General features: G+C 50.6%; 28 protein-coding genes. 18 read left to right on the forward strand and 10 right to left on the reverse strand.

Annotation, left to right across the window (positions count from 1 at the left end):
- Positions 1-54: 54 nt before the first annotated feature.
- The 4 genes from KNQ15_RS07495 to KNQ15_RS07510 all read right to left on the reverse strand — a co-directional run bounded on the left by KNQ15_RS07495 (position 55) and on the right by KNQ15_RS07510 (position 2,535).
- Positions 55-300, reverse strand: a complete 246-nt coding sequence (locus tag KNQ15_RS07495; protein ID WP_214728604.1) for a hypothetical protein — start codon at positions 298-300, stop codon at positions 55-57.
- An 85-nt stretch (positions 301-385) separates the two neighbouring features.
- Positions 386-871, reverse strand: a complete 486-nt coding sequence (locus KNQ15_RS07500) for a tetratricopeptide repeat protein (protein WP_214728606.1) — start codon at positions 869-871, stop codon at positions 386-388.
- A gap of 72 nt (positions 872-943) precedes the next feature.
- Positions 944-1,387: a MarR family winged helix-turn-helix transcriptional regulator gene (locus KNQ15_RS07505; RefSeq protein ID WP_023468290.1), complete on the reverse strand. Its 444-nt coding sequence runs from the start codon at positions 1,385-1,387 to the stop codon at positions 944-946.
- A gap of 71 nt (positions 1,388-1,458) precedes the next feature.
- On the reverse strand, positions 1,459-2,535 hold the full coding sequence (locus KNQ15_RS07510; protein WP_235609818.1) for a GTP pyrophosphokinase: 1,077 nt from the start codon (positions 2,533-2,535) through the stop codon (positions 1,459-1,461).
- 140 nt (positions 2,536-2,675) lie between these two features.
- On the opposite strand from KNQ15_RS07510, the gene KNQ15_RS07515 reads away from it, so the two are divergent.
- Positions 2,676-3,812, forward strand: a complete 1,137-nt coding sequence (locus KNQ15_RS07515) for a Six-bladed beta-propeller, TolB-like protein (RefSeq protein WP_214728608.1) — start codon at positions 2,676-2,678, stop codon at positions 3,810-3,812.
- A 132-nt stretch (positions 3,813-3,944) separates the two neighbouring features.
- On the opposite strand, the gene KNQ15_RS07520 is transcribed toward KNQ15_RS07515, so the two are convergent.
- Positions 3,945-4,367: an organic hydroperoxide resistance protein gene (locus KNQ15_RS07520; RefSeq protein ID WP_029341685.1), complete on the reverse strand. Its 423-nt coding sequence runs from the start codon at positions 4,365-4,367 to the stop codon at positions 3,945-3,947.
- Between the two features lie 107 nt (positions 4,368-4,474).
- Between KNQ15_RS07520 and KNQ15_RS07525 the strand changes: the two genes are divergently transcribed.
- Positions 4,475-4,906 carry a MarR family winged helix-turn-helix transcriptional regulator gene (locus KNQ15_RS07525; RefSeq protein ID WP_023468293.1) on the forward strand — a complete coding sequence of 144 codons (432 nt, stop codon included), beginning with the start codon at positions 4,475-4,477 and terminating at the stop codon, positions 4,904-4,906.
- Positions 4,907-4,923: 17 nt separating this feature from the next.
- On the opposite strand, the gene KNQ15_RS07530 is transcribed toward KNQ15_RS07525, so the two are convergent.
- The gene (locus tag KNQ15_RS07530) at positions 4,924-5,379 is read right to left on the reverse strand and encodes a hypothetical protein (RefSeq protein WP_214728610.1); all 456 of its coding nucleotides are present in this window, start codon (positions 5,377-5,379) and stop codon (positions 4,924-4,926) included.
- Between the two features lie 126 nt (positions 5,380-5,505).
- Here KNQ15_RS07530 and KNQ15_RS07535 point away from each other — a divergent pair, with 126 nt between their 5' ends.
- From KNQ15_RS07535 to KNQ15_RS07550, 4 genes are read left to right on the forward strand one after another with little or no spacing between them, the layout of a single operon-like run.
- A complete protein-coding gene (locus KNQ15_RS07535) occupies positions 5,506-5,997 on the forward strand; it encodes a PH domain-containing protein (protein WP_214728612.1) in 492 nt (163 codons plus the stop codon).
- Positions 5,994-7,442 carry a PH domain-containing protein gene (locus KNQ15_RS07540; protein WP_214728614.1) on the forward strand — a complete coding sequence of 483 codons (1,449 nt, stop codon included), beginning with the start codon at positions 5,994-5,996 and terminating at the stop codon, positions 7,440-7,442. The genes KNQ15_RS07535 and KNQ15_RS07540 overlap by 4 nt, the downstream gene beginning before the upstream one ends.
- Positions 7,443-7,476: 34 nt before the next feature.
- The gene (locus tag KNQ15_RS07545; RefSeq protein WP_214728616.1) at positions 7,477-8,397 is read left to right on the forward strand and encodes an alpha/beta hydrolase; all 921 of its coding nucleotides are present in this window, start codon (positions 7,477-7,479) and stop codon (positions 8,395-8,397) included.
- Positions 8,398-8,415: 18 nt separating this feature from the next.
- On the forward strand, positions 8,416-9,207 hold the full coding sequence (locus KNQ15_RS07550) for a PP2C family serine/threonine-protein phosphatase (protein ID WP_214728618.1): 792 nt from the start codon (positions 8,416-8,418) through the stop codon (positions 9,205-9,207).
- A gap of 35 nt (positions 9,208-9,242) precedes the next feature.
- Here KNQ15_RS07550 and KNQ15_RS07555 read toward each other — a convergent pair whose 3' ends face one another.
- A complete protein-coding gene (locus tag KNQ15_RS07555; protein WP_023468299.1) occupies positions 9,243-9,389 on the reverse strand; it encodes a hypothetical protein in 147 nt (48 codons plus the stop codon).
- Positions 9,390-9,537: 148 nt separating this feature from the next.
- Between KNQ15_RS07555 and KNQ15_RS07560 the strand changes: the two genes are divergently transcribed.
- Complete coding sequence (locus tag KNQ15_RS07560; protein WP_029341691.1) at positions 9,538-10,134, forward strand: DUF1129 family protein; 597 nt, start codon at positions 9,538-9,540, stop codon at positions 10,132-10,134.
- Positions 10,135-10,155: 21 nt separating this feature from the next.
- Entirely contained in the window at positions 10,156-11,340 is a 1,185-nt protein-coding gene (locus KNQ15_RS07565) for a hypothetical protein (protein WP_214728620.1), read from the forward strand.
- 47 nt (positions 11,341-11,387) lie between these two features.
- Here KNQ15_RS07565 and KNQ15_RS07570 read toward each other — a convergent pair whose 3' ends face one another.
- On the reverse strand, positions 11,388-11,795 hold the full coding sequence (locus KNQ15_RS07570; RefSeq protein ID WP_214728622.1) for a hypothetical protein: 408 nt from the start codon (positions 11,793-11,795) through the stop codon (positions 11,388-11,390).
- An 84-nt stretch (positions 11,796-11,879) separates the two neighbouring features.
- Positions 11,880-13,343: a potassium/proton antiporter gene (locus KNQ15_RS07575; protein ID WP_214728624.1), complete on the reverse strand. Its 1,464-nt coding sequence runs from the start codon at positions 13,341-13,343 to the stop codon at positions 11,880-11,882.
- Positions 13,344-13,503: 160 nt separating this feature from the next.
- Between KNQ15_RS07575 and KNQ15_RS07580 the strand changes: the two genes are divergently transcribed.
- The 10 genes from KNQ15_RS07580 (at position 13,504) to KNQ15_RS07625 (ending at position 24,162) form a co-directional block, all read left to right on the forward strand.
- Positions 13,504-14,376, forward strand: coding sequence for an SDR family NAD(P)-dependent oxidoreductase (locus tag KNQ15_RS07580; protein ID WP_214728626.1), 873 nt, complete (start codon positions 13,504-13,506; stop codon positions 14,374-14,376).
- A 223-nt stretch (positions 14,377-14,599) separates the two neighbouring features.
- Positions 14,600-15,085 (forward strand): GNAT family N-acetyltransferase, encoded by a 486-nt coding sequence (locus KNQ15_RS07585; RefSeq protein WP_069940689.1) that lies wholly within the window; start codon positions 14,600-14,602, stop codon positions 15,083-15,085.
- A gap of 73 nt (positions 15,086-15,158) precedes the next feature.
- Positions 15,159-16,208, forward strand: a complete 1,050-nt coding sequence (locus KNQ15_RS07590) for an oxidoreductase (protein ID WP_214728628.1) — start codon at positions 15,159-15,161, stop codon at positions 16,206-16,208.
- 183 nt (positions 16,209-16,391) lie between these two features.
- The gene (locus tag KNQ15_RS07595) at positions 16,392-17,468 is read left to right on the forward strand and encodes a C39 family peptidase (protein ID WP_214728630.1); all 1,077 of its coding nucleotides are present in this window, start codon (positions 16,392-16,394) and stop codon (positions 17,466-17,468) included.
- Between the two features lie 139 nt (positions 17,469-17,607).
- Complete coding sequence (locus KNQ15_RS07600) at positions 17,608-19,311, forward strand: DUF2339 domain-containing protein (RefSeq protein WP_214728632.1); 1,704 nt, start codon at positions 17,608-17,610, stop codon at positions 19,309-19,311.
- A gap of 134 nt (positions 19,312-19,445) precedes the next feature.
- Positions 19,446-20,264, forward strand: a complete 819-nt coding sequence (gene efeO / locus KNQ15_RS07605) for an iron uptake system protein EfeO (RefSeq protein ID WP_214728634.1) — start codon at positions 19,446-19,448, stop codon at positions 20,262-20,264.
- 2 nt (positions 20,265-20,266) lie between these two features.
- A complete protein-coding gene (gene efeB / locus KNQ15_RS07610) occupies positions 20,267-21,499 on the forward strand; it encodes an iron uptake transporter deferrochelatase/peroxidase subunit (protein WP_251137629.1) in 1,233 nt (410 codons plus the stop codon).
- Positions 21,483-23,156, forward strand: coding sequence for an FTR1 family protein (locus KNQ15_RS07615; protein ID WP_214728708.1), 1,674 nt, complete (start codon positions 21,483-21,485; stop codon positions 23,154-23,156). The genes efeB and KNQ15_RS07615 overlap by 17 nt, the downstream gene beginning before the upstream one ends.
- An 86-nt stretch (positions 23,157-23,242) precedes the next feature.
- On the forward strand, positions 23,243-23,704 hold the full coding sequence (locus KNQ15_RS07620; RefSeq protein ID WP_023468312.1) for a YflT domain-containing protein: 462 nt from the start codon (positions 23,243-23,245) through the stop codon (positions 23,702-23,704).
- Between the two features lie 92 nt (positions 23,705-23,796).
- Positions 23,797-24,162 carry a YciI family protein gene (locus tag KNQ15_RS07625; protein WP_214728636.1) on the forward strand — a complete coding sequence of 122 codons (366 nt, stop codon included), beginning with the start codon at positions 23,797-23,799 and terminating at the stop codon, positions 24,160-24,162.
- A gap of 155 nt (positions 24,163-24,317) precedes the next feature.
- Here KNQ15_RS07625 and KNQ15_RS07630 read toward each other — a convergent pair whose 3' ends face one another.
- Complete coding sequence (locus KNQ15_RS07630) at positions 24,318-24,635, reverse strand: hypothetical protein (RefSeq protein ID WP_050677938.1); 318 nt, start codon at positions 24,633-24,635, stop codon at positions 24,318-24,320.
- Positions 24,636-24,704 lie beyond the last annotated feature (69 nt).

The raw sequence follows: 24,704 nt of genomic DNA on the forward strand, positions 1-24,704 counted from the left end.
AATAAGAGACGAACCCGTTGTTTTTATAGGTGAATCTTTAAATGAAAATGGAGATTACCACTCGAAGCCTTCTTCACTATACTTGCCGTTCGAATTGAAGAATCGTTCTTCTGTTTTACCGTTTACCGTACTCGTATAAATGACGTAGACGTCGAGATGATCATTCTGATCCGCCATCTTCTTAGCGGCTTTCTTAGCATCGGCTTCAGTCGTATGTGTCTCTGACTTGCTGGCTTTGCCGTGTTTTTCCTGCCCTTGTTCTTCATAACCTTCTACTGTCCATACTTTTTTTGATGACATCCTTAACTTCCTTTCCTGCCAAAAGCGAGTCCGCTTGGCTGTTACATTATGCTGTGCAAACCAATCCATCGTCAACCGTTGCTGTTCATTCTTTGACGATTTCGTCCAAATGATCGGCATAGTAGCGGATTGCCCGGTCGAATGTCTGGATTGATGTATCTGAGGATGTCGTTGCAAGCGTCTTGAGCAGGCGACCGACAGCCTGATCGGCTTGACCCAGATTGTACTCCGTCATCGCGAGGAAGGCTTGCAGAGCATGGGCGTCCGGAAACTCACGGAGCGCACGATGAAACACGTCTGACGCAACTTCGAACTGACCGATGACGCGGTAAGTACTACCGAGTCCGATATATGCCTGCAGACGGTCCTCACCTGTAAGACCGAGCGCTAGGGCTTGTTCATAATAGGGAACAGCAGTATGCTCCTCACCGAGACTATCATGACACCATGCCATTTGATAGAGGACGATCGGGTCGTTAGGTGCCGTCTCGACATACTGTCGGACGAGGACTTTCGCTGCTTCATATTGCCCCGTCTGTCGTAACTGTTGTACCGATTCGAAATCAAACATCGCGTTTCCTCCTCCTGAATCAACTAAAAAACGGACCCGGTCGTCCTGACCGGATCCGTTCGCTTGAACAGCTTAGATTGTTTTTTCAAGCTTCGTTAAGAGCGTCCGGAACAGTTCGAGTTCCTGATCCGAGAAGTCCTCGAAGACGTCTGCGAGGTAATCCATCTTCATCGATTCGAGTTTTTCATAGAGCTCGATGCCTTTTGGAGTGGCGCGGAGTTCGACGACACGACGATCGAGTTCGCTTCGCTCGCGCGAGATCAACTCTTTTTTCGTCAATTCGTCTGCTAACGCCGTGATCATGCTCGCTGAGAATTGGAACTCTTGCGAGAGGGCAGAGGCGATTTGCGGACTGTTCGCACAAAGTGATTTTAAGATGAAAAACTCGTTACGCGTCAAGTACGTCGTGAACATGCTGCGCACGTCCTTTTTGATTGCGCGGTAGTTCATCCGTAATCCTTTTTCCGTATCAACGATCAATTGATCGCGTTGTGCTACTTCTAGTGTAGTTGCCATGTATCGTTCACTCTTTCTATACCGTAGTTTCTTTCACTCGTGATTTAGTATAGTGAAAAATTTTAGTTTAATCAATATTTTTCTCTTGAATCATCTGATTCGGCAACACGGGCGACTTGAGCGACGATCTCTTCGACGTTGCGCAGTTCTGGATAGAAGCGGCGGAAGAAGTAGTCGATCCGGTGTGTATCTTCGCCAGCGATCGTCAGCGCCATGCAGATATAGGCGATGCCGATTCCTTGACGGGGCAGGAACGGATTCGGCATGACCTTCGCACAGCGTAGGGCGAGCGGACTGTGCGTCGTCACGGCTTCAATCAACTCCCCGTATGTCCGGATATCGACATAATGGAACATCCGAATTAGTTCGTTGATCAATTGTTGATCGGAATCGAGCATCATTTGCGATGTAACGAGTCGTTTATCGAGCTCGTTGATGACCGGGGAGTGATCGATGAAGTAGTTCAAGTTATCTGCCGTGATCCGGACTTGATGCGGGTCAGACAAGATTTGTTGAACGGTCTCGTCTTCGAATTGTTTCAACTGTTTCTTGATGTTGACGAACTCCTGATCGGCGATCTCGAGTAATCCTGCGACTCGACTGAAGCTGCGCCGGACTTCTGCTGGGACACTGTTCGGATTTTTATATCCGAGATCATGTTCGATCTCTGCCCACGCGTGTTGCAGGATCGAGCGAATCTGGATCTCAGCCGTGTAATCCTTGAAGCGACCATACTCGCTCAGGGCAAGCCGCTGATCGCTGAGCGATGCGACGAAGTGGACCGAGAGATAACCGAATTCCGTCGTATCGAGCAAGGTCGACTTATCGACCGATTGATCGCGGTCGATCGCAAACTCATTCTCGATGATTCGTGCCGCTTCCCGGACGTCATCATGGAAATAAGTGACGATCCGGATCCCGGTCAAGTCGTGGACGTCCTTAAGTGAACGGTATTTGTTCGGCTGCCGTAAGACTTTTTGGTATAGACTCTCGGAGTCCTTCGTCCGGGCGACGATCGAGTGATATTTAATGCCTGCCGCGTCCAAGAGCTCGGACAAGAGCATCTTCAACTTGTCGGCGTAGGCATCATATTCTTCCTTATCGTTGACATATTCGAGCATCATCGTATTTAAATCTTGTGATTGCACCGTTTCGCACCTTCCTCATCCTGTAGTCATCTAGCCATATTGTAGCACTCTGCTTCGTTAAACGCACAGCAAGACCCTGTTTGAAGCAGTACGATTCGTGGGAAAAAGACAAGTAGTACGTGTCCGGGAGGAGATTAATCATGGAAATAGTGGATGCCCGTGCTTTACCCGCCGATCATATGGATGTCTTACATGTCACCCCATCGTCGATCTATTTTCGACGTCGTCTTGATGACGCCCGTTACCACATCAGCCGGTATGATCTTGAAGATCAGGAACAGGTCGATCTAACGCCAGAAGCCTTGACGGATCACGGACCAACCCGACCGTTCGTCCGGCAAGGCAAGGTCTATTGCTTAAATGAACATACGCAAGAACAGGGTGGGGAGACGGAAGTGCTCGTCATCGATCTCTTGTCCGGTAAACGGGAGCAGATTGCGTCGTTTTATGTCGAAGGGGATTTGACACTCTACTGGGTGCTCAATGAGAACTATCTCGTATTCTTGCAGACGACGGATACGACGTCCGCATTTTTGTATGACGTTAAGGATGAATCGCGGCAGACGATTCGCGATCCACGGCTCTACGGGATGACGGAGAATTACCGGGAACTCTATTTCTTTCTCGTCACGCTCGAAGAGAAGGAGTACATCGTCTGTAACGCTCGGCTCGATGAGTTCTCGTTCTATGACGCCCTTGAAAGTGGTGTCATCTCACCAGAAGATCCGATCGACCACTCGGAAAGTCTCTTGATTGCCCCACTGCCGACCTTGATCGAGGAGATCGAACGCGGCGTTGAACATTTATCGTTAGCAACCTTGTTGAAGTTAGAAGGGGAAGGGGATACCGTCCAGTATCTCGGAGAACAGGAAGGGCATCTGATCTTCAGTGCCTATACCGATCGTTTGAACGAAGAAATCTTTTACCGGATTGATACGGAAGCGAGTGTCGAAGAGATTGCCCGGATTCAGTGGAGTGACTATGAACCGCTCGACTTCACATACGATGACGTTGAGTCGACGATCTTCATCGTCAATGACCGGTCCGAGCACCATCATGAAGTGATCAACTTACGCAACGGTGCCCGATTCCTCGATAAGGAACCGTTCGAACATGTCTTACATGGACGTTTTTATCTACACGAAGCGATCGGAGACGACGCGGAACCGATGGTCACCGTCTATGACGCGGAACACAATGAACGCTATCGGTTCGAGGATGCCTATTATGTCACCGTATCCGGGGAACTCGTCATCTTATCGGTTCATCAACTTTAAAATAAGGGCGGTTGTTCTTTTCGTGAGAGCAACCGTTTATCATCTAAAATAAAATTATTTCAATTACCGAAATTATAACAAAAAATAAAAACCAGCTGAGAGTAAACCTCAGACTGGCTAGAAATGCTACACTTATTCTGCGTCAGTTGTACGTGTGTAGACGTCAACTTGGATGTTTCCAGCAGTTGCACGCGAGTAAGGGCAGACCGTATGCGCGACTTTCGCAAGTTCAGCCGCAGCTTCTTCTGAAATCCCGCGGACGAGAACATCGAGTTCGACTGAAAGCATGAATCCGTCAGCTGCTTCGTTTAACGTTACGTGTGCTGTGACTTCACTACCGTCGTGTTTAATGCCTTGTTTACGAGCAACGAGATTCAATGCAGAGTCGAAACATGCAGAGTATCCTGCAGCAAAGAGTTGCTCTGGGTTCGTTGCTTGTTTTTTCGATCCTGGTACCGGCATTGCGAGAGCGACGTCAAGAATTCCGTCCTCCGATACGACGCGTCCGTCGCGACCTCCGACAGCAGTTGCAGATGATGTGAACATTGGTTTCATGTGTGTAACTCCCTTTCGTTGTTAGATTCAAATAAGTAGCTTACAATTAGATTGTATACAATTTAAATCGAAATGCAACTCGTTTGCTCACGATTGGAGGAATTTTTATGAACCCGTTAGCGTTAGATGAACAACTTTGTTTTCCGTTTTATGCGATTTCGCGTGAAATCACGCGTCGCTATCGTCCGTTACTTGAACCGCTCGGTCTGACGTATCCGCAATATCTCGTCATGCTCGTCGTCTGGGAAGAGGAGGGACAATCACTCAAAGCCATCGGTGAACGGCTTCATCTTGACTCAGGGACGTTAACGCCGTTGCTGAAGAAACTCGAAGCGGCAGATCTCTTGCGACGCGTCCGTAAGCCGGAAGACGAACGGCACATCCAGATCTTTTTGACGGATGCCGGTCGTGCGTTACGGAAACAAGCAGAGACCGTTCCGCTCGATCTTGTCCAGACACTTGATGTCGACGAAGAAGACTTACGCGTCGTCAAAGCGGCACTGAATCGTCTCGTCATGAAAATGAGCGACCCGGATTAACCGGATCGCTCATTGTCTTATTTACGGCGGAAGCCTTCTTCTTCAAGATAGTTTGCGGCTTCCTTGTACGAGTTGAACGCACCGTCGAGGAGATCGCCAGCGTAGACAAGCCACGTGTCGATATCTTCATTGAGTAAGGTCAATTCGAACTGGTTATCGTTGACCCATGTTTCTTCGAGTGTTTCAACGGACTGGACCGTTGAGAGTGCTTTGATCGCCTCTTCTAATAAGAGGATCAACGCAGGCTCTGAGAATTCACGGATGTTGACGAAGCCTTTTTCGTCCGTTTCATAACCTGGTAGACCAGCGGCATAGACGAAGCCGTTCCCGTTCGGATGCAAATGATAGACGAGATTCTTCTTCTCATACTGACTGTCCGGGAATTGGAAATTGACGCGCTTCAGCGAGACATCTTTTCGGACGAGCTGTGGGAAGGTCTCGATAATTCGTAGTTTTTCTTCAAAAGTTAACATGGTTCCTCCTTGGTGGTACAGTTCTTCACTTCTATATATGCGATGAAATCAAACAAAATGTCAACCGCTGTCTGAAACCAAGCGACGTTTTTAACCGTAAATGGAAACGAAAGGAAGTGTTTTTTGATGTCTACTGTACAATGGCATGCATTGCCAGAACGATCGATTCGAGCAGAACGGCTCGGATTATTGCCGTTACACGGCTTGATCGCCGTCATTTTGATCGGAACGACGATCACCCAAGTCATGTGGCTCGACCTGACACCCTGGTGGATGGGCATCGTCAGTTTGCTTTGGCTGATCTATTTCATTCCCCGTATCGTCTACATACCCGTTCTTCGCTTGAAGTATATGCGTTATCGCATCGATGAGGAATTTCTCGTCGTCCGCAACGGCATTTTCTTCCGCCGCGAAGTCACCGTGCCACTCGTGAAGGTGCAACTGATCGATAGTCAAACGGGACCGATCCTGCGTCGCTATGATTTGATCACACTTGATATTCGGACAGCATCAGGATTCGTCACGTTAACTCGTCTCGACCGCGCGCAAGGAGACGCGCTACGCACACAAGTCGAACGCTTCGCGAAACTCGAGGAGCGGGAGGAGGAATCGTTATGACCCGGCGCGTCCACCCGCTGTTCATCGTGATGTCGAGTATCTCGATCATCCGCTCGCTCCTGATTCCGTTCGCCGCCTTGATTTTAAATGCGATCCGCAAAGGCGAGATCAACACCTATACGTGGATCGGGATCAGTGTCGGGATTGTGTTCGTTCTCTTATACGGGATTGCCTCCTGGTATTTTTATACATTCACGATTGATGCCGAGACGATTCGGGTTCGCAAAGGGATTTTCCAAAAAAGTGAACGGACGACACAACGTAAACGGATCGAGTCGATCGGCATCCAGCAAAATGTCATCGAACGACTGTTGCGTCTTGCGACGTTGACCGTCGAGACGTCGTCCGAGAGCGGAACCCCGGAAGTCGAACTAAAGGGAATCCGGCTCGATTTTGCGAAAGAACTGAAGTCGTCGATCAAAAACGAGGGACAACTCGTCGTCGAAGAACAACAGGAGGAAGTCGCCTATACGATCCCGGTCCGCGATTTGGCATTAGCCGGTGCCTTGTCGGGACGCGTCGGACTGGCGCTCGTCGGGATCGGAACCGCTTATCAGTTCATCGATCAGTTCATTGAACGGTATGTCGATCGACTGTTCTCGGAGCTCGCGCATTTATCGTTGTTCGTCTTGACGGGGCTTGGCGTCCTCGTCTTACTCGTCATCTACATCGGCTCGATCATCGTCTATATCTTGAAATACGGTTCGTACCGTGCCGTCTTGCAACACAACCGATTATTGATCGGGTACGGAATGTTGAACCGGACCGAGGTCGCGTTTCATGCCGATAAGATTCAAGCCCTCGTCATTCAGGAAAGCTGGATTCAGCGGTTGATTGGACGGGCTAGCCTGTCCTTACACATCATCTCGGCGACTGGAGAGAAGGAGCGACTGCTGCTCCATCCGTTCATCCGAACGAACGAGATTGATGCGTTCCTGGCGACGTATCTGCCGCGCTTTCGCCAGTTTAACCCACAGTACGATGTCGCACCGATCGGCTTTCGCTACCGGGTTCGTTGGCCGTTACTCGGTTATGCGCTGTTGTTTACGGCACTAAGCAGTGTCGTCATCATCGTCCTTGATTCTTCCTGGCGCTTCTTGATCTTGCTTCTATTTATCTGGTTACCGTTCTATTACCTCGCAGTGCGCAGCGGTTACCGGAAGACACGTTTCGGAACCGGACATGACCTCTTGATGTTACGCAAACAATGGGTTCAAAAAGAGACCGTCTATACGCCACGACTGAAGATCGAGGAATTGACCTGGTCCGTTTCGCGCTGGCTCGAAGCAAAGGAGATTGCCCGGATTGAGATTCAACTGCGAGGCAATACCGCGTTTAACGCGCTCTATTTTGAACGAACGGATATCGATGCCTTACAGCGCTGGTATAAACAATCGTTCCTTTCGACCCCGTTAGCAGGGGAAGTGAAAACCGACGACGAATAAGGAAAGACTCACTGTCGGAAAGGAAGCGAAGCACATGCGCAAATGGGGAATCGGCATCGTGTTGCTCGTCACGTGTCTGCTACTGTTCATCATCTATGACGGATACCGGATGCAAGAAACATTGATTGGTCAGTCGGATGCTTCTCCGATTCTGAAAACGACGAAAACGGACGGACAAGTGACGAAAGACGAGACATGGTTCAAACAAACGAGCGAAACACAGCAATGGTCGAAGGACGGAATCGTCCGCTTCGGGCGTTATCTACCGGTTGACGATAGCAAACAGACAGTCCTCCTCGTACCGGACGAAATCGGATTTTCGCAAACCGGTGTTTATGCGCTTGCCCGCTATTACCATGATGCTGATTTTAACGTCCTCTTGATTGAACGGCGTGGACAGGAACGAACCGGCGGCGTCCGGAACTACGGTTGGCTCGATCGACTGGATGTCTTGGAATGGACGAAGCGCCTGCTTGCTGAAAACGGAGACGATACACGGATCGTCTATCACGGACTTGGTGTTGGCGGGGCAACCGTCTTACTCGCTTCTGGCGAGACCGTACCGACACAAGTCCGGTCAATCGTTGCCGAAGGGGCTTACGCCCGACTCGACGACTGGTTCAGTCTACTCGCGGACGAACAGATTCGTTACCCGGCATTGCCGTCTCTGACGGTTGCGAGCATGTGGAACAAAGGCGAGCAGGATTTCTTTTATGGTGACGTCTCGGTGACGCGCCAAGCAACGAAGAGTCGGGTTCCGACAATGTTCATTCACGGAATGAAGGACGACCTCGTTCCAATCCGGATGATGTATGAACTGTATCAAGCAAAAACGGGATTAAAACAATTGTATCCGGTTCGTGGTGCCGGTCATGACGAGACGTATACGATGGACCCGGACAACTACGAAAAACGATTACGCTTATTCTTGCAACCATACTTGCGGGAGATGTAAAGAAGGGAAGACTGATGCATGCAAACGACACATCCATCCTACTACTGGGTCGGGTCCGACGAACCATTCGTCGACACGCAGCAGATCGACCAGATCGGTCGGGTGGCGCTCGGGCGATTCGGAGGCTGTTCAAGAAGCGGTCAGTATAAAAACGAAGACGGGGTTGCCATCTTGATCGGCGACGATTGGGAGATGACTATCGTCTTAGACGCTCATAAGACAGCGGATAGTGCGGCACTTGTCTTACAGCAGTTGGCACAACACGAGTCGCGCATTCGGACTGATCTGGATGCACCACTTACGGAAGCATTCCGACGGATCGAGACGACCGTGCTTGATCTGTTTCAAGATCCGGACTTTTTAGCGGCGTGTGCGACGTTGCAAGGCGAGGCGGCTTGTCTGATTGCGGTCCGCAAAGGACGGTTCATCTGGTGGTTCTCGGTCGGTGACGTCGTCTTGTATTTGTTTCACCCAGATTTGATGAGGATGGGACAAGCTGCTTTGAACCAGCGTCAGTTCTATGAATGGATTGGACGCGCGAACACGTTTGCGTTACCGGTGCCGAGTTATACACGAGGTGTCCGCGAATTGCGCCAAGGCGAGAATCAGTTGTTCGTGACGACGGATGGTTTGCTTGAGTGCCCGGGAACCCCATATGCTGACGCAGTGCAGATCGAGGAAACTTTACGATCAGGTGGTGTCAAAGAACTTCTCTCGACGCTCGAGGCACATGGCGTTCGTGACAGCACGACGGTCGTTACGTGGACCGTCACGATTGAGGAAAGCGTCACCCAACCTAGTGATACATGAAATAACCCGCGCTCCTGCTTGAGCGCGGGTTATTGTTATTCTGTTTCAGGCGTTTGTTCCTGTTGCTGATCGAGTTCGACTGGTTCTTGGTCCACGGGTGGCTTCGCTTCAGCCAACGGGAAGGCGATGCCCGCACTTGTCAGCAAGGTGATCAAGGCGGCGCTCGTCAATGTTTGACGCATGGTCCGGCACGTCCTTTCTGTCTGATTCCGACACTATATTTTAATAATTCTGAACATTCTTCATCGTTTCGTCAAGCAATCTTTTACTTCCACTACGTATTTTTCCCAAAAACCCAGTATACTTAAACATGAAAAAGGGGGAAATCGATTGAAATTAACGAAAGCCAACACACGTCTATTAGAAACCGTTTTACCACGCTTGAACCTAAATGTCGCAGAACCGGACCGGACGGAGATTGAAGACCGTCTGCGGGCAGATATCTATGAAGCCCAGCGGAAACAGCGTCCATTCGAAGAGATTCACGGTCTATCGGTCGAAGCACGCCTCGATCAGATGATCGCTGAATTACCGCAGCGGCACCGGATGGAGACACAAAAACGTTGGACGCGAAACTATGTCTCGTCGATCCTGATGTTCATCTTCATCGAAGGGATCGATGGATTGTTCCAATTCGCCCTGATTGATTACTTATTCTTCTCGATCATCGCTCTGTTCTTGATCGACGCGATGTCACAAGTCATCACGGCACCGAAGCTTAAACAAGTCAAACCGCGGGTGTGGATTCAATTCGTCATCAGCTTCATTCTTTTTTCAACCTACAAGGCACTGCTCGTGACGGTCTTCCCGGCACCGGACGTCTTGATTCAAGTCAGCGGAACGCCGTCTTATATCATCGGCATCGCGGGACTCGTTGGTCTCTACATCTACTGGTCAAAGAATCCGTTACGAAAACGCGGCGCATAATTCGCGAGAGGAGAGGATTGCGTGGAGTTCACACATTGGAAACGACGGCTGCAAGATCATTTCGAACGAATGGGCTTTTCCTTACTGACAGAACGCCTAGCGATGCAAGATATGGTCAAACTCGAAGCGACACATGGTGCCTTCCTGTTCTTTCCGGTGACGATCCATCTGTATGAGCGGTCCGGTTGGAAGATGATCGCCTTTGAGGCAGAGACGGAGGAAGATTCACAACTCGTCGAGCAACAGATCGCCTCGTTGTTCCAACTCTTGATGGTGACCTTCCAGGAAGAAGAGCGCGAGTTCTTGCTCGGGTTTCATGCGAATACCGGTCGTTACCTGACGGACCGTAATGCACCCGTCGGGCGGCTCGTCCGTCTGATCGAAGAGTGCTGGTATGACGGTAACGTCCTACGAGTCGAAACGTTCGATCCGTTTCCGGGACTGTTCGTCGCGCCACCTTTCGCCCATCAAAGTTATGCCTTCATGCCGGAAGAACGGATGTGGCGTTTATCCGTCGGGCGTACCGGACGTCCGGCGAACGATTATCGCTTCGACGGAACGATTTTGTCCCCACATCGCTTACCGGAATCAGAATTATTCACCGTGACACCACAGTCGGTACCGTTAGAGGATGAAGATGCAATCCGGACCTTCCTGGAAACGGAACGACAAACGATTGCTAATTTCCATGATCGCGCCATGGCAACGATTCGGGCGTACGACCCATCATTTGGTTTTGCTTGGCGCGGGACACAGACATTTTTCCATGGTGTTCCGGTCAATCCATTCGCACAGCGCTTGTGGCTCGAAAACGGTGTGACGCGATACCGGATTCTACAACAAGGGTCGACGCGGTTGCTCGCTTCCGGTGAGACTTGTGACGCTGTCATCGAGATGCTCGACGATGCCGTCAGTAGTGAAGAACCGGATGGTCAATCCGTCAGTCCGATTGGTCAACTGATCCTCGGGATTTGGCAACAAATCGAGTCGGACGAAGCGACGTACATCACGAACGTCGACTGCCGTGGGATCTCGCGTATACAAGCCGATAACCGGATTCGCCACGCGCTAGCACGACAAGAGACGATTGATTGGGTGCACCGGGCACCGAACGAAGATGATATTTGTCGTTTTGCCGGTCTGACGTTGACCTTCCCGCATCGTCCGCCGGGTGTCGTCACGATTGAACGAACGGAAGCAGAATAATGAACGACCAGGCATGTCCGCGCTCGAGCAGACGTACCTGGTCGTTTTTAATGTGTTGGTGTCAGTCGATTAAAGACGACGGACAGGCTGTAATAGATCATGGCTGTCAGACCAGCGATCGCAAAAGAAAGTGGCAGATCAAATGCGTCCTTCGTCGTCAGTACGATGAGCAGGCTCGCGATCACGATGCCGTACACTCCGTAACCGAGGACTGTCGGCACATACGCTAATGTCGTCGATGATCGGTTGATGATCATGCCGATGATAAAGTCGAGTAAGAAGCCGGACAGCAGGATGATCGGCAATGCCACTAAGACATAAAACAAAAATGTTGACCCGAATGATTCATACATTGTATCCGATGCCTGATCTCGGAGCGGTGTATAGGATATGTATGCTAGGACGGTGCAAACGAGGGTGGTAGTCAAGATGACGGCAAGTAATCGTTTCAACATCAAGGTTCCTCCTTTATTTTCCTTTTTGAGTATACCAATCTATATCAAAAAACACACCCTACTGGAGGATGTGTAAAGAGCGACCTATAACCCGAGCGACGCGATCAGCCGTCGAACGTCCTGATCCGCTTGTTTAGGTGTCAAAATCAACAGTTGATCGTCTACGAGGACACGTGTCTGACCACGCGGCGTCAGAATTTCATCTTCACGAATGATGGCGACGACAAGTACATCTTGCGGCATCTCGATATCCTGCAGTGTCTTCCCGGCAATCACACTGTTTGTCGAGACCCTGACCTCGATGATTTCCGCTTGTGGATGAGTGACCGTCATGAATTTTAAGAACGGTTCAACCGTCGTGTCGTGCTGTGTTTCTAGCCCCATCCGTCGGACGATCCACGGCAAGGCCGTTCCTTGCAAAAGGGCAGACGTCATAACCGTAAAGAAGACGATATTGAAAAGAAGCGGTGCTTCCGCGAGACCACTGGAGAGGGGATACGTCGCGAGAATGATCGGAACGGCTCCTCGTAGACCAGCTGCTGTGATGACACTCTGTTCTTTGACCGTATACCGAAACGGAAGCAGCGATAAGACGACGGCAAGTGGACGAGCGAGCAGGATCAACGTCAAGACGATGACGGCCGAGACGAATAATGTCCTGGGATCGAGCAATTGTTTCGGGAAGACGAGCAATCCGAGCATGATGAACATGCCGATTTCTGCTAAATGCGACAAGCTGCCACTGAAGCGTTTGAGCGTCTCGCGGTAGATCATGTCATGATTGTTGATCCAGATCCCGGTCAAATAGACGGCGAGAAATCCGCTGGCGTGCAAAATCGTCGCGAGACCATACGAGAAGAGCGCCCCACTGAACAGAAGTGTCGGATAAAGGGCGGACGAGGGCAACTCGATCCGGTTCAGCAGTTGCGTGACGAGATACCCGATTGCGAGACCAACTAGCGTCCCAAGTCCCATCTCGTAGATGAAGGACAGAATACCCGCACCGATCGAGAACGATTCCGGCGCTAACGCAAAGGACGTGAACAAAATCGTCAGGAAGACGGCCATCGGATCATTCGTTCCGGACTCCGCTTCGAGCGTATGTTTGACTTTTGGATCGACCGGTCGTCCACTAAGCAGGGAAAAGACAGCGGCCGCATCGGTCGAGCCAACGAGCGCGCCGATCAATAATGCGACCGGCCAAGAAAAATCAAGTAGTAGATACGCGACGATCGCAATGATCCCCGTCGTCGCAAGGACCCCGACGGTCGCAAGCGACAGAGCGGCAGGGAGGATTTTCCGAAAGTGTGTCCACTTCGTATGCAAGCCACCGTCAAACAGAATCAGGACGAGCGCCATCGTCCCAAAGAGACGGGCTTGCTCGAAATCACCAAAGTTGATGATTCCTGTGACATCTGACCCTGCGACGATCCCGACGACGACGAACAGAATCAACGTCGGTACATTTAACCGGACGGCGAACTTCGTCGTGATGATCGCAATCAGTAGTAACGTTCCTGCGACGAATAAAATCGTCCCTTCTTCCATCCGACCACCTCTTTCGGGATAACATGTTCACCTTTTAGTATACGTTACTTTTTGAAAATTTCGAAAAATAACGTCAAAACGAGGTGTACAAACGAAAAGAAAAAGGAAAACTAGAAACAGAACTATTTGCGTTCAAAATGGAACACAAGGAGGAAAAGGGATGAACATCTGTATCGTCACGGGTGCCAACTCCGGCATGGGGATGGTCACGATTCAAGAATTATTGGAGCGAGGAGATCGGGTCATCGCTACCGTCCGTTCGCAGAAGAAAGCAACGGCACTCGTGCAATTACTGCGGGAACATGGTGTATCGCACACGCATCTGGAAATCGAGATTGTCCAACTCGATCAACTGGACTCCGTTCGTCGCTTTGCGGATCGTCTGTTTGATTTAGTCGGTCGCATCGACCGCTTGATTTTGAACGCTGGAGTCATGGTACCGCCGTATCATGTTACGAAGGACGGCTTCGAATCACAATTTCAAGTCAACTACTTGAGTCATTTCTACTTGATCGAGCGCTTATTGCCGTTACTTGAAAAAGGAAACGACCCGCGCGTCATCTCGATTTCGTCGCTCGCTGGTGAAGGCGGCTTGATTCGGACCGACGTCGAACTCGAAGCCATCGCCCACGTCAAAAAAGAACACTATAGCCCGATGCGTTCTTACCGCGAATCAAAGCTCCTGCAAATGATTCATATGCGTGAACTGGCAGAGAAGCATGGCGATCGGATCACGTTCGTCAGCGTCCACCCAGGGATCGTCCATACGGATCTGTTCTACCGCGGCAAGTACGGGAAAGTGATGAAGACGTTACTCAAGCCGGTCGCCCAAGTCGGATACTGGACTGGAAAGCTCTATACGCCGGAATACGGTGCGAAGACGGCACTCTACCTCGCAACAACCGACGAGCCGCTTGACAACGGTGGCTACTATGCGGACTCTGCACCCCGTCTCAGCAATCCGATCGTTGAAGACGACGAGTACCGGGCGCAAGTACGGAATCTGTCGCGTCGTTGGGTCGAACTCGTCTAAATACAAAAAAACGACCGGCTCGTGGGAAGCCGGTCGTTTATCCGTTGTGACGACTGGGGGTCAGATTACTTCTAAAAGAATACGTTACATTGAAATAAAATTGTGAAATATGAAAAAAATCACAAAATAATGGGCAAACGTGAAATCTTGAAGCAAAAAGGTTTTCTTCACGCTGTACATTCGTTAGGATAGAGAAGAATTTTTTTGTAACAGGAGGAATAACATGATACGACAAGCTACATCAAAAGACGTTCGAAACATCGCAACCCTACTTGAGCAAAAAGCGCTCTCCCTCAAAGCCAGTGGCAGTAGCCAGTGGTCTGCTTATCTGGAGCAAGACATCGACCAACTCGTCGCGCGAGATTTAGAAGCAGGTCGTTTGTATGTCTTTGAGGATCAGAACGAGCTGCTTGGTTCCGTTGCCCTGCTTCCTTCGCTCGAATGGGATCAATCCTTGTGGGATGATGTAGAAGGTCTGTATATCCATCGAATCGTCGTCAGCGACCGTGCAAAAGGACAGGGTGTCGGTCGAAAACTACTCGAACACGCGATTGCTGTGACAGAGGATGAAGGAGAAATTCTACGACTTGACTGTGTCGCGACGAACGAGTTTCTCAATGCCTATTACGCGTCATTCGGATTCGTCTATCAAGGAACACGGGATGGATTCTCGATTTATGAGTACGAACGCATCGAAGCGACGGCTTGAAGCGGTTCAATCAAGACAACGGTCGTTTCGTTTGGTATGGTAATAGAAAAAGAACGGTTCAAGGAGTGATCGGATGCGATTGAATATCGGCTTCATCGGCTTTGGCAAAAGTACGACCCGTTACCATTTACCGTACGTGATGATCGAGGACAACTATCACGTCACCTGGATTTACAATCGGAAGGAAAAACCGGGGCTGTTCGCATCCTATCAGGATCGACTGCCGGATGCCCGTTTTACGACGGATCTGTCCGAAATGCTCGCTGACCCGGCACTTGATGTCGTCGTCATCAATACACCACCGGCGACACATTTCGAATACGCGTTGCTCGCGCTGCAACATCAAAAGCACGTTCTCGTCGAAAAGCCATTTACGGTGACGGAAGAGGAGACGAAGCGTCTATTTGCAGAAGCACATGCGCAAGGCGTCAAGATTCTCGCCTATCAAAACCGACGTTACGACAGCGACTTCCAAGTCGTCGCGCAAATCATCCGTTCCGGGAAACTTGGTCGTCTCGTCGAGGTCGTCTCGCAATTTGATCTATTCCGCCCAGAAGCGGCGTCAGCTGATGCGCGTCACGAAAACGGTGCGCTTTACGGACTCGGCGTCCATACGCTCGATCAAATCATCGCTTTGTTCGGAAAACCGGACAAGGTCGCCTTTGACGTGCGCAGTGTTCGACTGCCGCATAATCCAGACGACGCGTTTGCGATTGATCTCTATTATCCGGAGCTCAAGGTCAGCGTCCGGACGAGTCATGTCGCACTTGCCCCGGCACCCCGGTGGATGTTACACGGCACGAACGGCACGTTCATCAAACAACACGTCGACCGGCAAGAGCTCGATTTGAAAGCGAACTACTTCCCAGGAGAAGAGGGATTCGGTGAGGATTCAGAAGACGATTATGGGCGTTTGATCTATCACGATGAACACGGTCATCTGCAAGACGTCCGGATCCCGAGTCCTGTTGGTGATTACGGTAAAATGTATCGCGCCTTTTACCGCAGTATCGTCGAAGATGCACCGCTTCCGGTGAAAGAAGAAGATACCTTGTTTGTTGCCCACCTGCTCGAACAAGCTTTTGCGCAACCGTCACCTTATATCTTGACGATCCAAAATTAAATTTTAATTTGATTGCAGGTTGATGACAACTCGACTGTGCCCATAGGCATGGTCGGGTTTTTTTGATATAAAGAACAGGTGCATTCCTTATTTTTCAGATTTTTCTAAAGAAATGTTGATTATTTTTTCAAAAAGTTGGGAATAAGGGAATGTCTCACTAAATCAAAACATAGGGGGTCTATCATGAAACGATTCTTATCCGCATTGCTCGTAGCGGTTGTCATCGTTGGCGTACTCAGCCCTTCGTTGATCGCTGAGGCCGCGACGAAGTTGACCGTGACGACGGATGTCTTGCGCGTCCGCGAGAAACCGTCGACATCGAGCAAGATTCTCGGTAACGTCTACAAAGGGAACGTCTACACATCAAAGGGAACGTCCGGCAGCTGGTATAAAATCAGCTACAAATCCCGCACAGGCTACATACACAAGAACTACGTCAAATCGTCTTCGTCGAAATATACGTCGACGGGAACGAAGTATACGACGGTCGGCACACTCAACGTCCGTACGGGTGCTGGAACGAAGTATAAAGTCGTAGGACAGCTGAATAAAGGGGTTGCCGTTGCGACATACGGCACGTCAGGGAGCTGGACACGGATTCTCTACAAGGGAAGCTACCGCTATATCTCGACGCAATACGTTTCGAAGTCAAAACCATCGACGACGACGAAACAGTTAAATGTTCCGTACTACAATCAATATTCACTCGGGTATCCATCTGGCTGTGAGTTCGTCTCGTTGAAGATGGCACTCGAATACAAGAAAAAAGCCGTTTCTGCTGCGTCACTCTATAATCAAATGCCGAAAAGCATGAAGAACGCGACGTATAAGAACGGGAAGTATTACTGGGCAGATCCAGAAAAAATGTTCACGGGGAATCCAGCCGGCACGCTCGATTACTACAAGAACTGGGGCATCTATCCGAAAGGGATCCTACCACTTGCGAAAAAATACCGCAGTGGTGCCGTTGATATCTCGAAACAAGGCGTCTCGAAAATTGAGAGTGAGATTCGTAGCGGTAACCCGGTCATCGTCTGGGCAACGGTCGATTTCAAGAATCCATATGGCTACTTCTCTTGGATCAAACCGGACGGTAAAACATTCACAGGTTACCGGAACTATCACGTCATGCTCGTGACAGGTGTCTCAAGCGGTTCGTTCTACGTCTCGGACCCATACCGCGGCAAGTACAGTGTCAGTCGCTCGCAGTTCACATCCGTTTTCAATCAAACGGGACAATATGCGTTATCTGTTCGTTAAACCCTCATCCGGTCGCTCCCACGCGACCGGATTTTTGTCATTTTCAGGCATATCGATACGAAATCTACTGTAAAATGAAGGAGTTCACCTGCTAGGTGTGTAAAAGAATGACAATGTATCCATGAAAGGAAGTGAAGAGATGGAAGATCCACGGATCACGCGTCTCGAGCAGGAGGTCGCGGCGTTACGACAACGAGTAGCTGCCCTTGAAGGACAGCACACTTCGCCTGTCGCACCTGAACCGAGCGAACCAGAAGTGAGTACGGTCGCTCGCCCAGCCCCGCGCCCTGCTTATACGAAACGAAAACCGGTTGTTCCTCAACCAACATTTAAGGAAAAACGCTCCCGCGAAGAATGGGAACAGGTCATCGCGACCGTCTGGTTACCCCGGATTGGAGCGATATTCGCTGCACTCGGAGCCTTGTTCCTGTTCTCCTACGCCTCGGTTGCCGGTCTGATCAGTCCGCCTGTCCGCATCGGAAGTGGGGTATTGATCGGTCTACTCGTCATCGCCCTTGGAGAATACCAGTATGAGAAGAAACGACGCGAGCTCGGGGTCGGACTCGTCGCGACCGGTACGATCGTCGCGTTGGCGGCACTGTTCGCCGGGATGGCCTTATATCAATTCTATCCACCGTCTTTAGCCTTCTTACTTGAGCTCGTCGTCGTCTTCATCGCGTACGGTCTGATGCTCTGGATGCGATCGCAAGCCTTACTGGTCCTCGTATCCATCACCGGTTTCTTATTACCGTATCTACAATTATCGGACGAGCCGAACTTACCGCTCTTCTTATTGTACGAAGTCGTCTTGTTCGCAGCGATCTTCTTTGCCGTTGACCGACTGAAGGCAAAGAAAGCGTTCGTCTTCGCTTGGGTGATCTTTACGATTGCACTCGCGTTTGGATTGTTGTCGTTGACGCTCTCACGGTACGACGATGGTGTCCCGAAACTCGATGAATGGTCTCTCTTACTTGCGACATTCTTCGGTTACGGCGCAACGTCTTTCGTCGGACGACGGATCCAGTTTCAGCCAAACGCCCCAAGCTGGCTTGCTGGTGTTGTCGTCTTGCTGACGTTACTGATTCTTGATTGGTCGTTCGGGACGCTAATCGCGATTCTGTTTGCTGGCGTTGCCTATGTGCTTGCTGATCGATTAAAGGATTCGGCGCAAAACGGCGTCGGTCACGTTGCCTTACTCGTCGCCGTCCTCTTGATTCCGGCAGATGCCATCAGCTGGACGTATCAACTGCGCTACTTCTTGATTGCCGGGTTGATCGCCGCATTTTGGTTCGTTCCGCGGGCGCGGATGCCGCATCAACGGTTGTTTAACGTCGGCTTGTATGTCGTCTTCATCTTTTCTGCCGTCGTTGATTATGAATCCTATCAAAGCTTAGGTCTGTCTTACGCCTTGACGGTGCTCGCTATGGTCATTGCTTCGACAGCATTCGTCTTGCTCCTTGTTCAGACACATCGTGATCCGGTCTGGAAAGGGTCATGGCAACTTGTTCTCGTCTTAGCTGCGATCGGTGTCTTTACGACCTATACGTTGATTATCATGGAGTTACCGTTCTACCGCGGTCTTGAAGAAACGGCGCGTAGTACGACGTTGTCCGCTGCCTATATCGTCCTCGCACTCGTCCTTGTCGCGATCGGTCGGATGCGGACGTCGTCGACGTGGCGATTGTCCGGATTGTTGCTACTGACGATCAGTGCCGTCAAGCTTTTACTGTTCGATTTGTCGTTCCTGAGCTTATTCCAAAAAGCGTTCGTCTTCATTGGCTTCGGGATCGTCACATTCATCATTTCACGGACGTACTTCAAAAAACGAAAAGAACAAGCATAACGAAGCGCTTGAATCGGTTGAAATGAACCGGTTCAAGCTTTTTTAATTGCGCAAAATTTTTTATTGATAACGATTATCATTGTCGTCTATACTATTTAAGGAACTGACTTAATTAGTAACAGGGGGAACTATACATGAAACAAGCATTATTGATGACAGGGGCGCTCGCCGTCGTTTTAGCAGGTTGCAGTGAAGCGAAACAAGCGGAGACACCGGCACCAAAAAAGACGAATTTTGATCAGGTCGTCACGGATTACCGAACGTATGCGATCAACGAAATCGATACGTTCGTCCGCGAGACGGAAAAGTTCACCGATGCCGTACAGGCTGGCAAACTCGAAGATGCGAAAGCGTTGTACGCGCCAACACGGATGCACTACGAACGTGCAGAACCAATCGCGGAAGTGTTCGGTGACCTCGATCCGAAAATCGATGCGCGAGCAGGCGACGTTAAAGCGTCGGAGTGGGGTGGCTACCACCGGATCGAGCAAGGGTTATTTGAAAAGGGAACGACAAAAGGCTATGAAGCATACGCGAAACAATTGATGAAGGACGTTCACTTACTGCGGGCGAAGGTCGAGACGGTCGAGGTGACACCAGAATTACTCGTCACGGGGGCGACAGATCTGTTAAACGAAGTCTCGACGTCAAAAGTGACAGGCGAAGAAGACCGCTATTCACATACGGACTTATATGACTTCGCGGCAAACGTCGAAGGGGCTGAGAAGATCTACGAACTGTTGAACCCGGCGCTAAAAAAACAAGATGCGGCGTTATCAAAAGAGATCGCGGATCGCTTCAAGGATGTCCACGCGTTACTCGATGCGAAAAAACAGGGTGACGGCTATGTCCTCTATACGAGTCTCTCGAAACAAGACGTCAAACAGATGAGTGTCGCCATCAATGAACTTGCGGAACCGCTCTCGAAAATGGGCATCGTACTGGAGGGATAAGCATGAAACCAATCCAAGAAGGTGTCACGCGGCGTGACGTCCTGAAGGTCGCAGGCTTGACGAGTCTCGGGGCCGCCCTGTATGCCAGTGGTCTTGAAAAGTTCCTCCCGCGGACATTGACTGTTGAAGCAAGTGACCAAGAGCCGTTCTACGGAACGTATCAAGCGGGAATTCTGACACCCCCACAAAATCACGTCCAAGTCGTGGCGTTTGATATCAAGACGGAGCGACGCGATGAGTTGGTCGATTTATTAAAACGCTGGACGCGGTTATGTGCCAGACTTGCTGCCGGTTTACCGTACGGCGATTCCGACTCCCGTTACGTGCCACCAGAAGATACGGGGGAAGCGGACGGATTATCTGCCGGTCACTTGACGTTTACGTTCGGGTGCGGTCCAAGTCTGTTTGACGGTCGTTTTGGCATCCGTCATAAACGACCGGAAGCGCTCCAAGCGTTGCCGACGTTCGACCTCGATCGTTTAGACGAAAAATGGAGTGGAGGCGACCTCGTCGTCCAAGTCTGTGGTGATGATGCGCAAGTCGTCTTCCATGCGATCCGTAACCTCGTCCGTGTCGGGCGCGGAACGGTCGCGATGCGATGGTCCCAAGCTGGTTTCCAGCGCAGCAAAGCAGCAGATGCCTCTGGTGGAACCCCGCGCAATCTATTTGGCTTCAAGGACGGTACGGGAAATCCTGACGTCTCGAAGAAGCAGGTCCGGAAAGAATCGCTCTTTTGTCAGTGGCAAGACGGGACACCGTGGTTGACGAACGGCTCGTTCCTTGTCGTCCGTCGCATTCAGATGCATCTCGAAGTCTGGGACCGGACGATTCTAAAAGAGCAAGAACGGACCTTCGGACGCGAGCGTGCTTCCGGGGCGCCGCTCGGCTCAACAGACGAGTTCGCTTCCGTCACACCAGCGAAACGACAAGCTCGTGGCGAAGCTGCCTTACCGGTTGACTCGCATACCGCTGTCGCGCATGGAGACGGGAAGACAGCCATCTTACGCCGTTCCTACTCGTATCAGGACGGCATCGATGAAAAGACGGGAGCCCTTGATGCTGGACTGCTGTTTTTATCGTATCAGCGTTCACCGAAACAATTCATCGAGATTCAACGTCGTCTTGCCGCGCAGGATCGATTAAATGAATACATCACGCACCGTGGTAGTGCCATCTTCGCCTGCTTCGGTGGGATTTCGAAAGGAGGCTATATCGGTGATGCGTTATTTGCGTAATCTTGCCCTTTTACTTGTACTCCTTATGGCCGGTCAACACGCGGTGCCTGTCCATGCTGCATCGACGGATGATCTCTATGTCGCGATCGGACAAGCCTTGTCCGCTGTTGCAAGTGAAGATCGCGCGGCACTGAATCAAGCGATCGATGAACTGAATCAAGCATCCAAAGACTTACCGGAACAGCAAGCGGCAATCATGAAAGCTGTCAAACAGGTCGATGCGAAACGGTCGGCAACGTTTCCGGAAGTCCGCGAGCAACTGACAGCACTCTCTGCTGCCGTCCGGAAGCAGGAAGAAGCAACGAAACCGAAGACGGATCCGGTTGCGAAAGCAAAGGTGAAGCAATTGCTTTCGTTGACGAAAGAAATGCGGCAGGTCAAAGCGAGTGACCGTCCGGCAGCGGAGCAACGATTGTTGACCGCATGGGCGACGCACGAGAGTCTTGTTCGCAATGACAGTGTCGGTCACTATGGCAACATCGAGATGGCACTTGCGTCAATCCGGATCGCGGCGGCGCGTGATTCCGCGGATACGAAGGAATGGAAAGCCGCACTTGATCAGTTCGATACGGCCGTTCAGTCTTTCCTCGACGGAGAGAAAGTCCAGGCGAAGAAAACGGGACTGCAGTCGCTGCTGACGCCACTCGAGGAGGCGCAAACCGCACTAGCTGCAAATGATCTGCCGAAAGCAAAAGAAGCGCTTGAAGCGTTTCTGAAGACTTGGCCACGTGCGGAAGGTGAGGTTCGGACACGTAATGAAGGTCTCTATTCCCAGCTTGAATCCGATGTACCACTGTTACTTGCCCGACTGAAGCCGGAAACGCGGGTAAAGACGGCACAAGAACTCCAGTCGTTTGAGAATGCTATCGCACAATTACAAACGAAGACGCATTATACGTTTGTTGATGCAATGCTCGTCATGCTGCGGGAAGGTCTCGAAGCGTTATTGATCGTCAGCGCGCTTGTTGCTTTCGCGCGGAAAAGTCGATCGAAACAAGAAGGGAAGGTTTGGGCAGGCGCCGGGCTTGGTCTGATTGCAAGCAGTCTGTTAGCGCTTATCCTCCAGACCGTCTTCCAGGCCTCGTTCGCAGCGACAGGTCGGGAACAAATTGAAGGCTATACGGGCATCGTCGCGGTCGTTGTCATGTTGTTCGTCGGCTACTGGTTGCACTCGAAAAGCGCCTTCGCCAAACGAAAACACTTTTTGTCGACGCTTTCGACGACGTCCTTGTTCTTCGTCAGCTTCTTGACGATCTTCCGAGAAGGCGCCGAGACGCTGTTGTTCTACATCGGAATGGCGCCGGCGATGACAAAAACTGCTTTGTTGTCCGGGATTGGTCTTGCGATCGTCATCATCGGTCTCGTCTCGTATGCGGTCATTCAGATCGGTGTCCGTTTACCGATCCACCGCCTGTTCCAAGTCGCGTCGTGGTTAATCTATCTAATGGCGTTCAAGATTCTTGGTACGAGTCTGCACGCGTTGCAGCTGACGAACGTCTTACCGATTCATCCGATCAATGGACTCGGAACTGCCGGGTGGATTGGCTTTTATCCGACGCTCGAGACGCTCCTCCCGCAAATCGTCCTGATGATTCTGATTACCTTGTTTACAATCTGGCAAAAGCGGCGCACAGCAGCAATCCAGACTGCTGCTTAATCCATTTTTCAATTTCAGGTTTCAACTATTATGTTTCGGGTATAACTTCTTATCAGCAGCTTGCTGCATGAAAGAGAGGGATTTTTATGCTTGAAACACGCATCGTACGAAACATGACCGCTGTCGACGCAGAAGTGACGAGCCTCAAATCAAGTGGCTATTCGAATAAACAGATTTACATCTTTGCGAAGGACGAAGAACTCGCAGAACGTATCGCAAATGACACGCAGACGTTACCGTACCGTGTGACAAAGAAGTCATTCTTTGAGACACTACTATCGGCCGTCCGGAGCAACCGAAACGACCGGATCGCGCAGTTGTCCGAGCTTGGCATGACGAAGGATGTCGCTGAGGACCTAGAAGATGAAGTCCGACACGGTCGGATCGTCATCGTCGGTTCGAAATCCGATTTACTGAATCCAGCGTTCGCGGCGTCGTACGTGACGGATGAAGCAACCGATTATGGTGCTGGCGTACCGAAACTCGAAGACGAGGAAACGACGACGACGTTACCAGCCGATCAAAACGTCAAGTTAAAAGATGAATGATACATAAGCCTTCTGTTTCTCAGCGTAGAGACAGGAGGCTTTTGTTTAGTCTGCTCATGGAAGGGAATTGGAAAATGAGAGGAGGAAAGACGATGCAATTCTTATATGTCGGTTATTATGATGCTGAGCGGATGGATGCTTTATCGAAGGAAGAGATCGATGCTTTGATGTCGCGTTGTGATGCGTTAATGGACACCTTTAATGAAAAAGTCAACATCCTATCAGACTGGCACCCTGGTCTTACGACAAAAGCATTTTACTGGCAGGATGGGGTCGTACAGAGGAAAGTAGAACCGGATCGAACGCATGGGGAGCAGATCGGAAGTTTGATCGTCTTTGAAGCACGTGATTTGGATCAGGCAATGGAACTGGCTTCTCTTCACCCAACGACGCAAGTCGCAGAAGGGGAAGCTTACGGGTGGCGCGCGGAAGTCCGTCCGTTATCCGGTACCTCTTGATGTACGGGTTATGGACGACATTTACGATTCAAGCTCGACTATGACACGTCCGTTGCTCGAACATGCTGAATGTGTACTCGAAGATCAACCGTGTGGCGACAAAGGGCTCATGTAAACCAAAACCCCTCCTCTAGTCGAGAAGGGGTTGAATGCTGTTAGGTTGTCTTCCACTCGATATCGATGACGTCCGATGCTCGCACCATCCGGCGCATGCCTGTCGATGTGACGAGTTCGATCGTTCCGCGGTCATGAAAAATCGCTTGGATCGAACCGGATACCGTATCGAGTTGTTTTAATCGTACGTGGACCGTCTGTCCGGTCCGGACTGCACGTTCCATGATGTGTTGTAAGGAGAGGCGATCACGGACAATCGTCTCTTCGCGTGATTGATACAGATGCTCAAGATGAAGGATATGCTGGCGTGAAGTCAGTTGTTTCCACTTGCGATTCGATCGTTTTTTAGATGCGAACATGGCTGACCACCTCCTGAATTGAGTCGTACGCTAAACAGTCGTGCACTCTGCTTCAGATAATTCCCTTCA

The organism is Exiguobacterium sp. s168 (genome assembly GCF_018619035.1).
GTDB classification, from domain to species: Bacteria; Bacillota; Bacilli; order Exiguobacteriales; family Exiguobacteriaceae; genus Exiguobacterium_A; species Exiguobacterium_A acetylicum.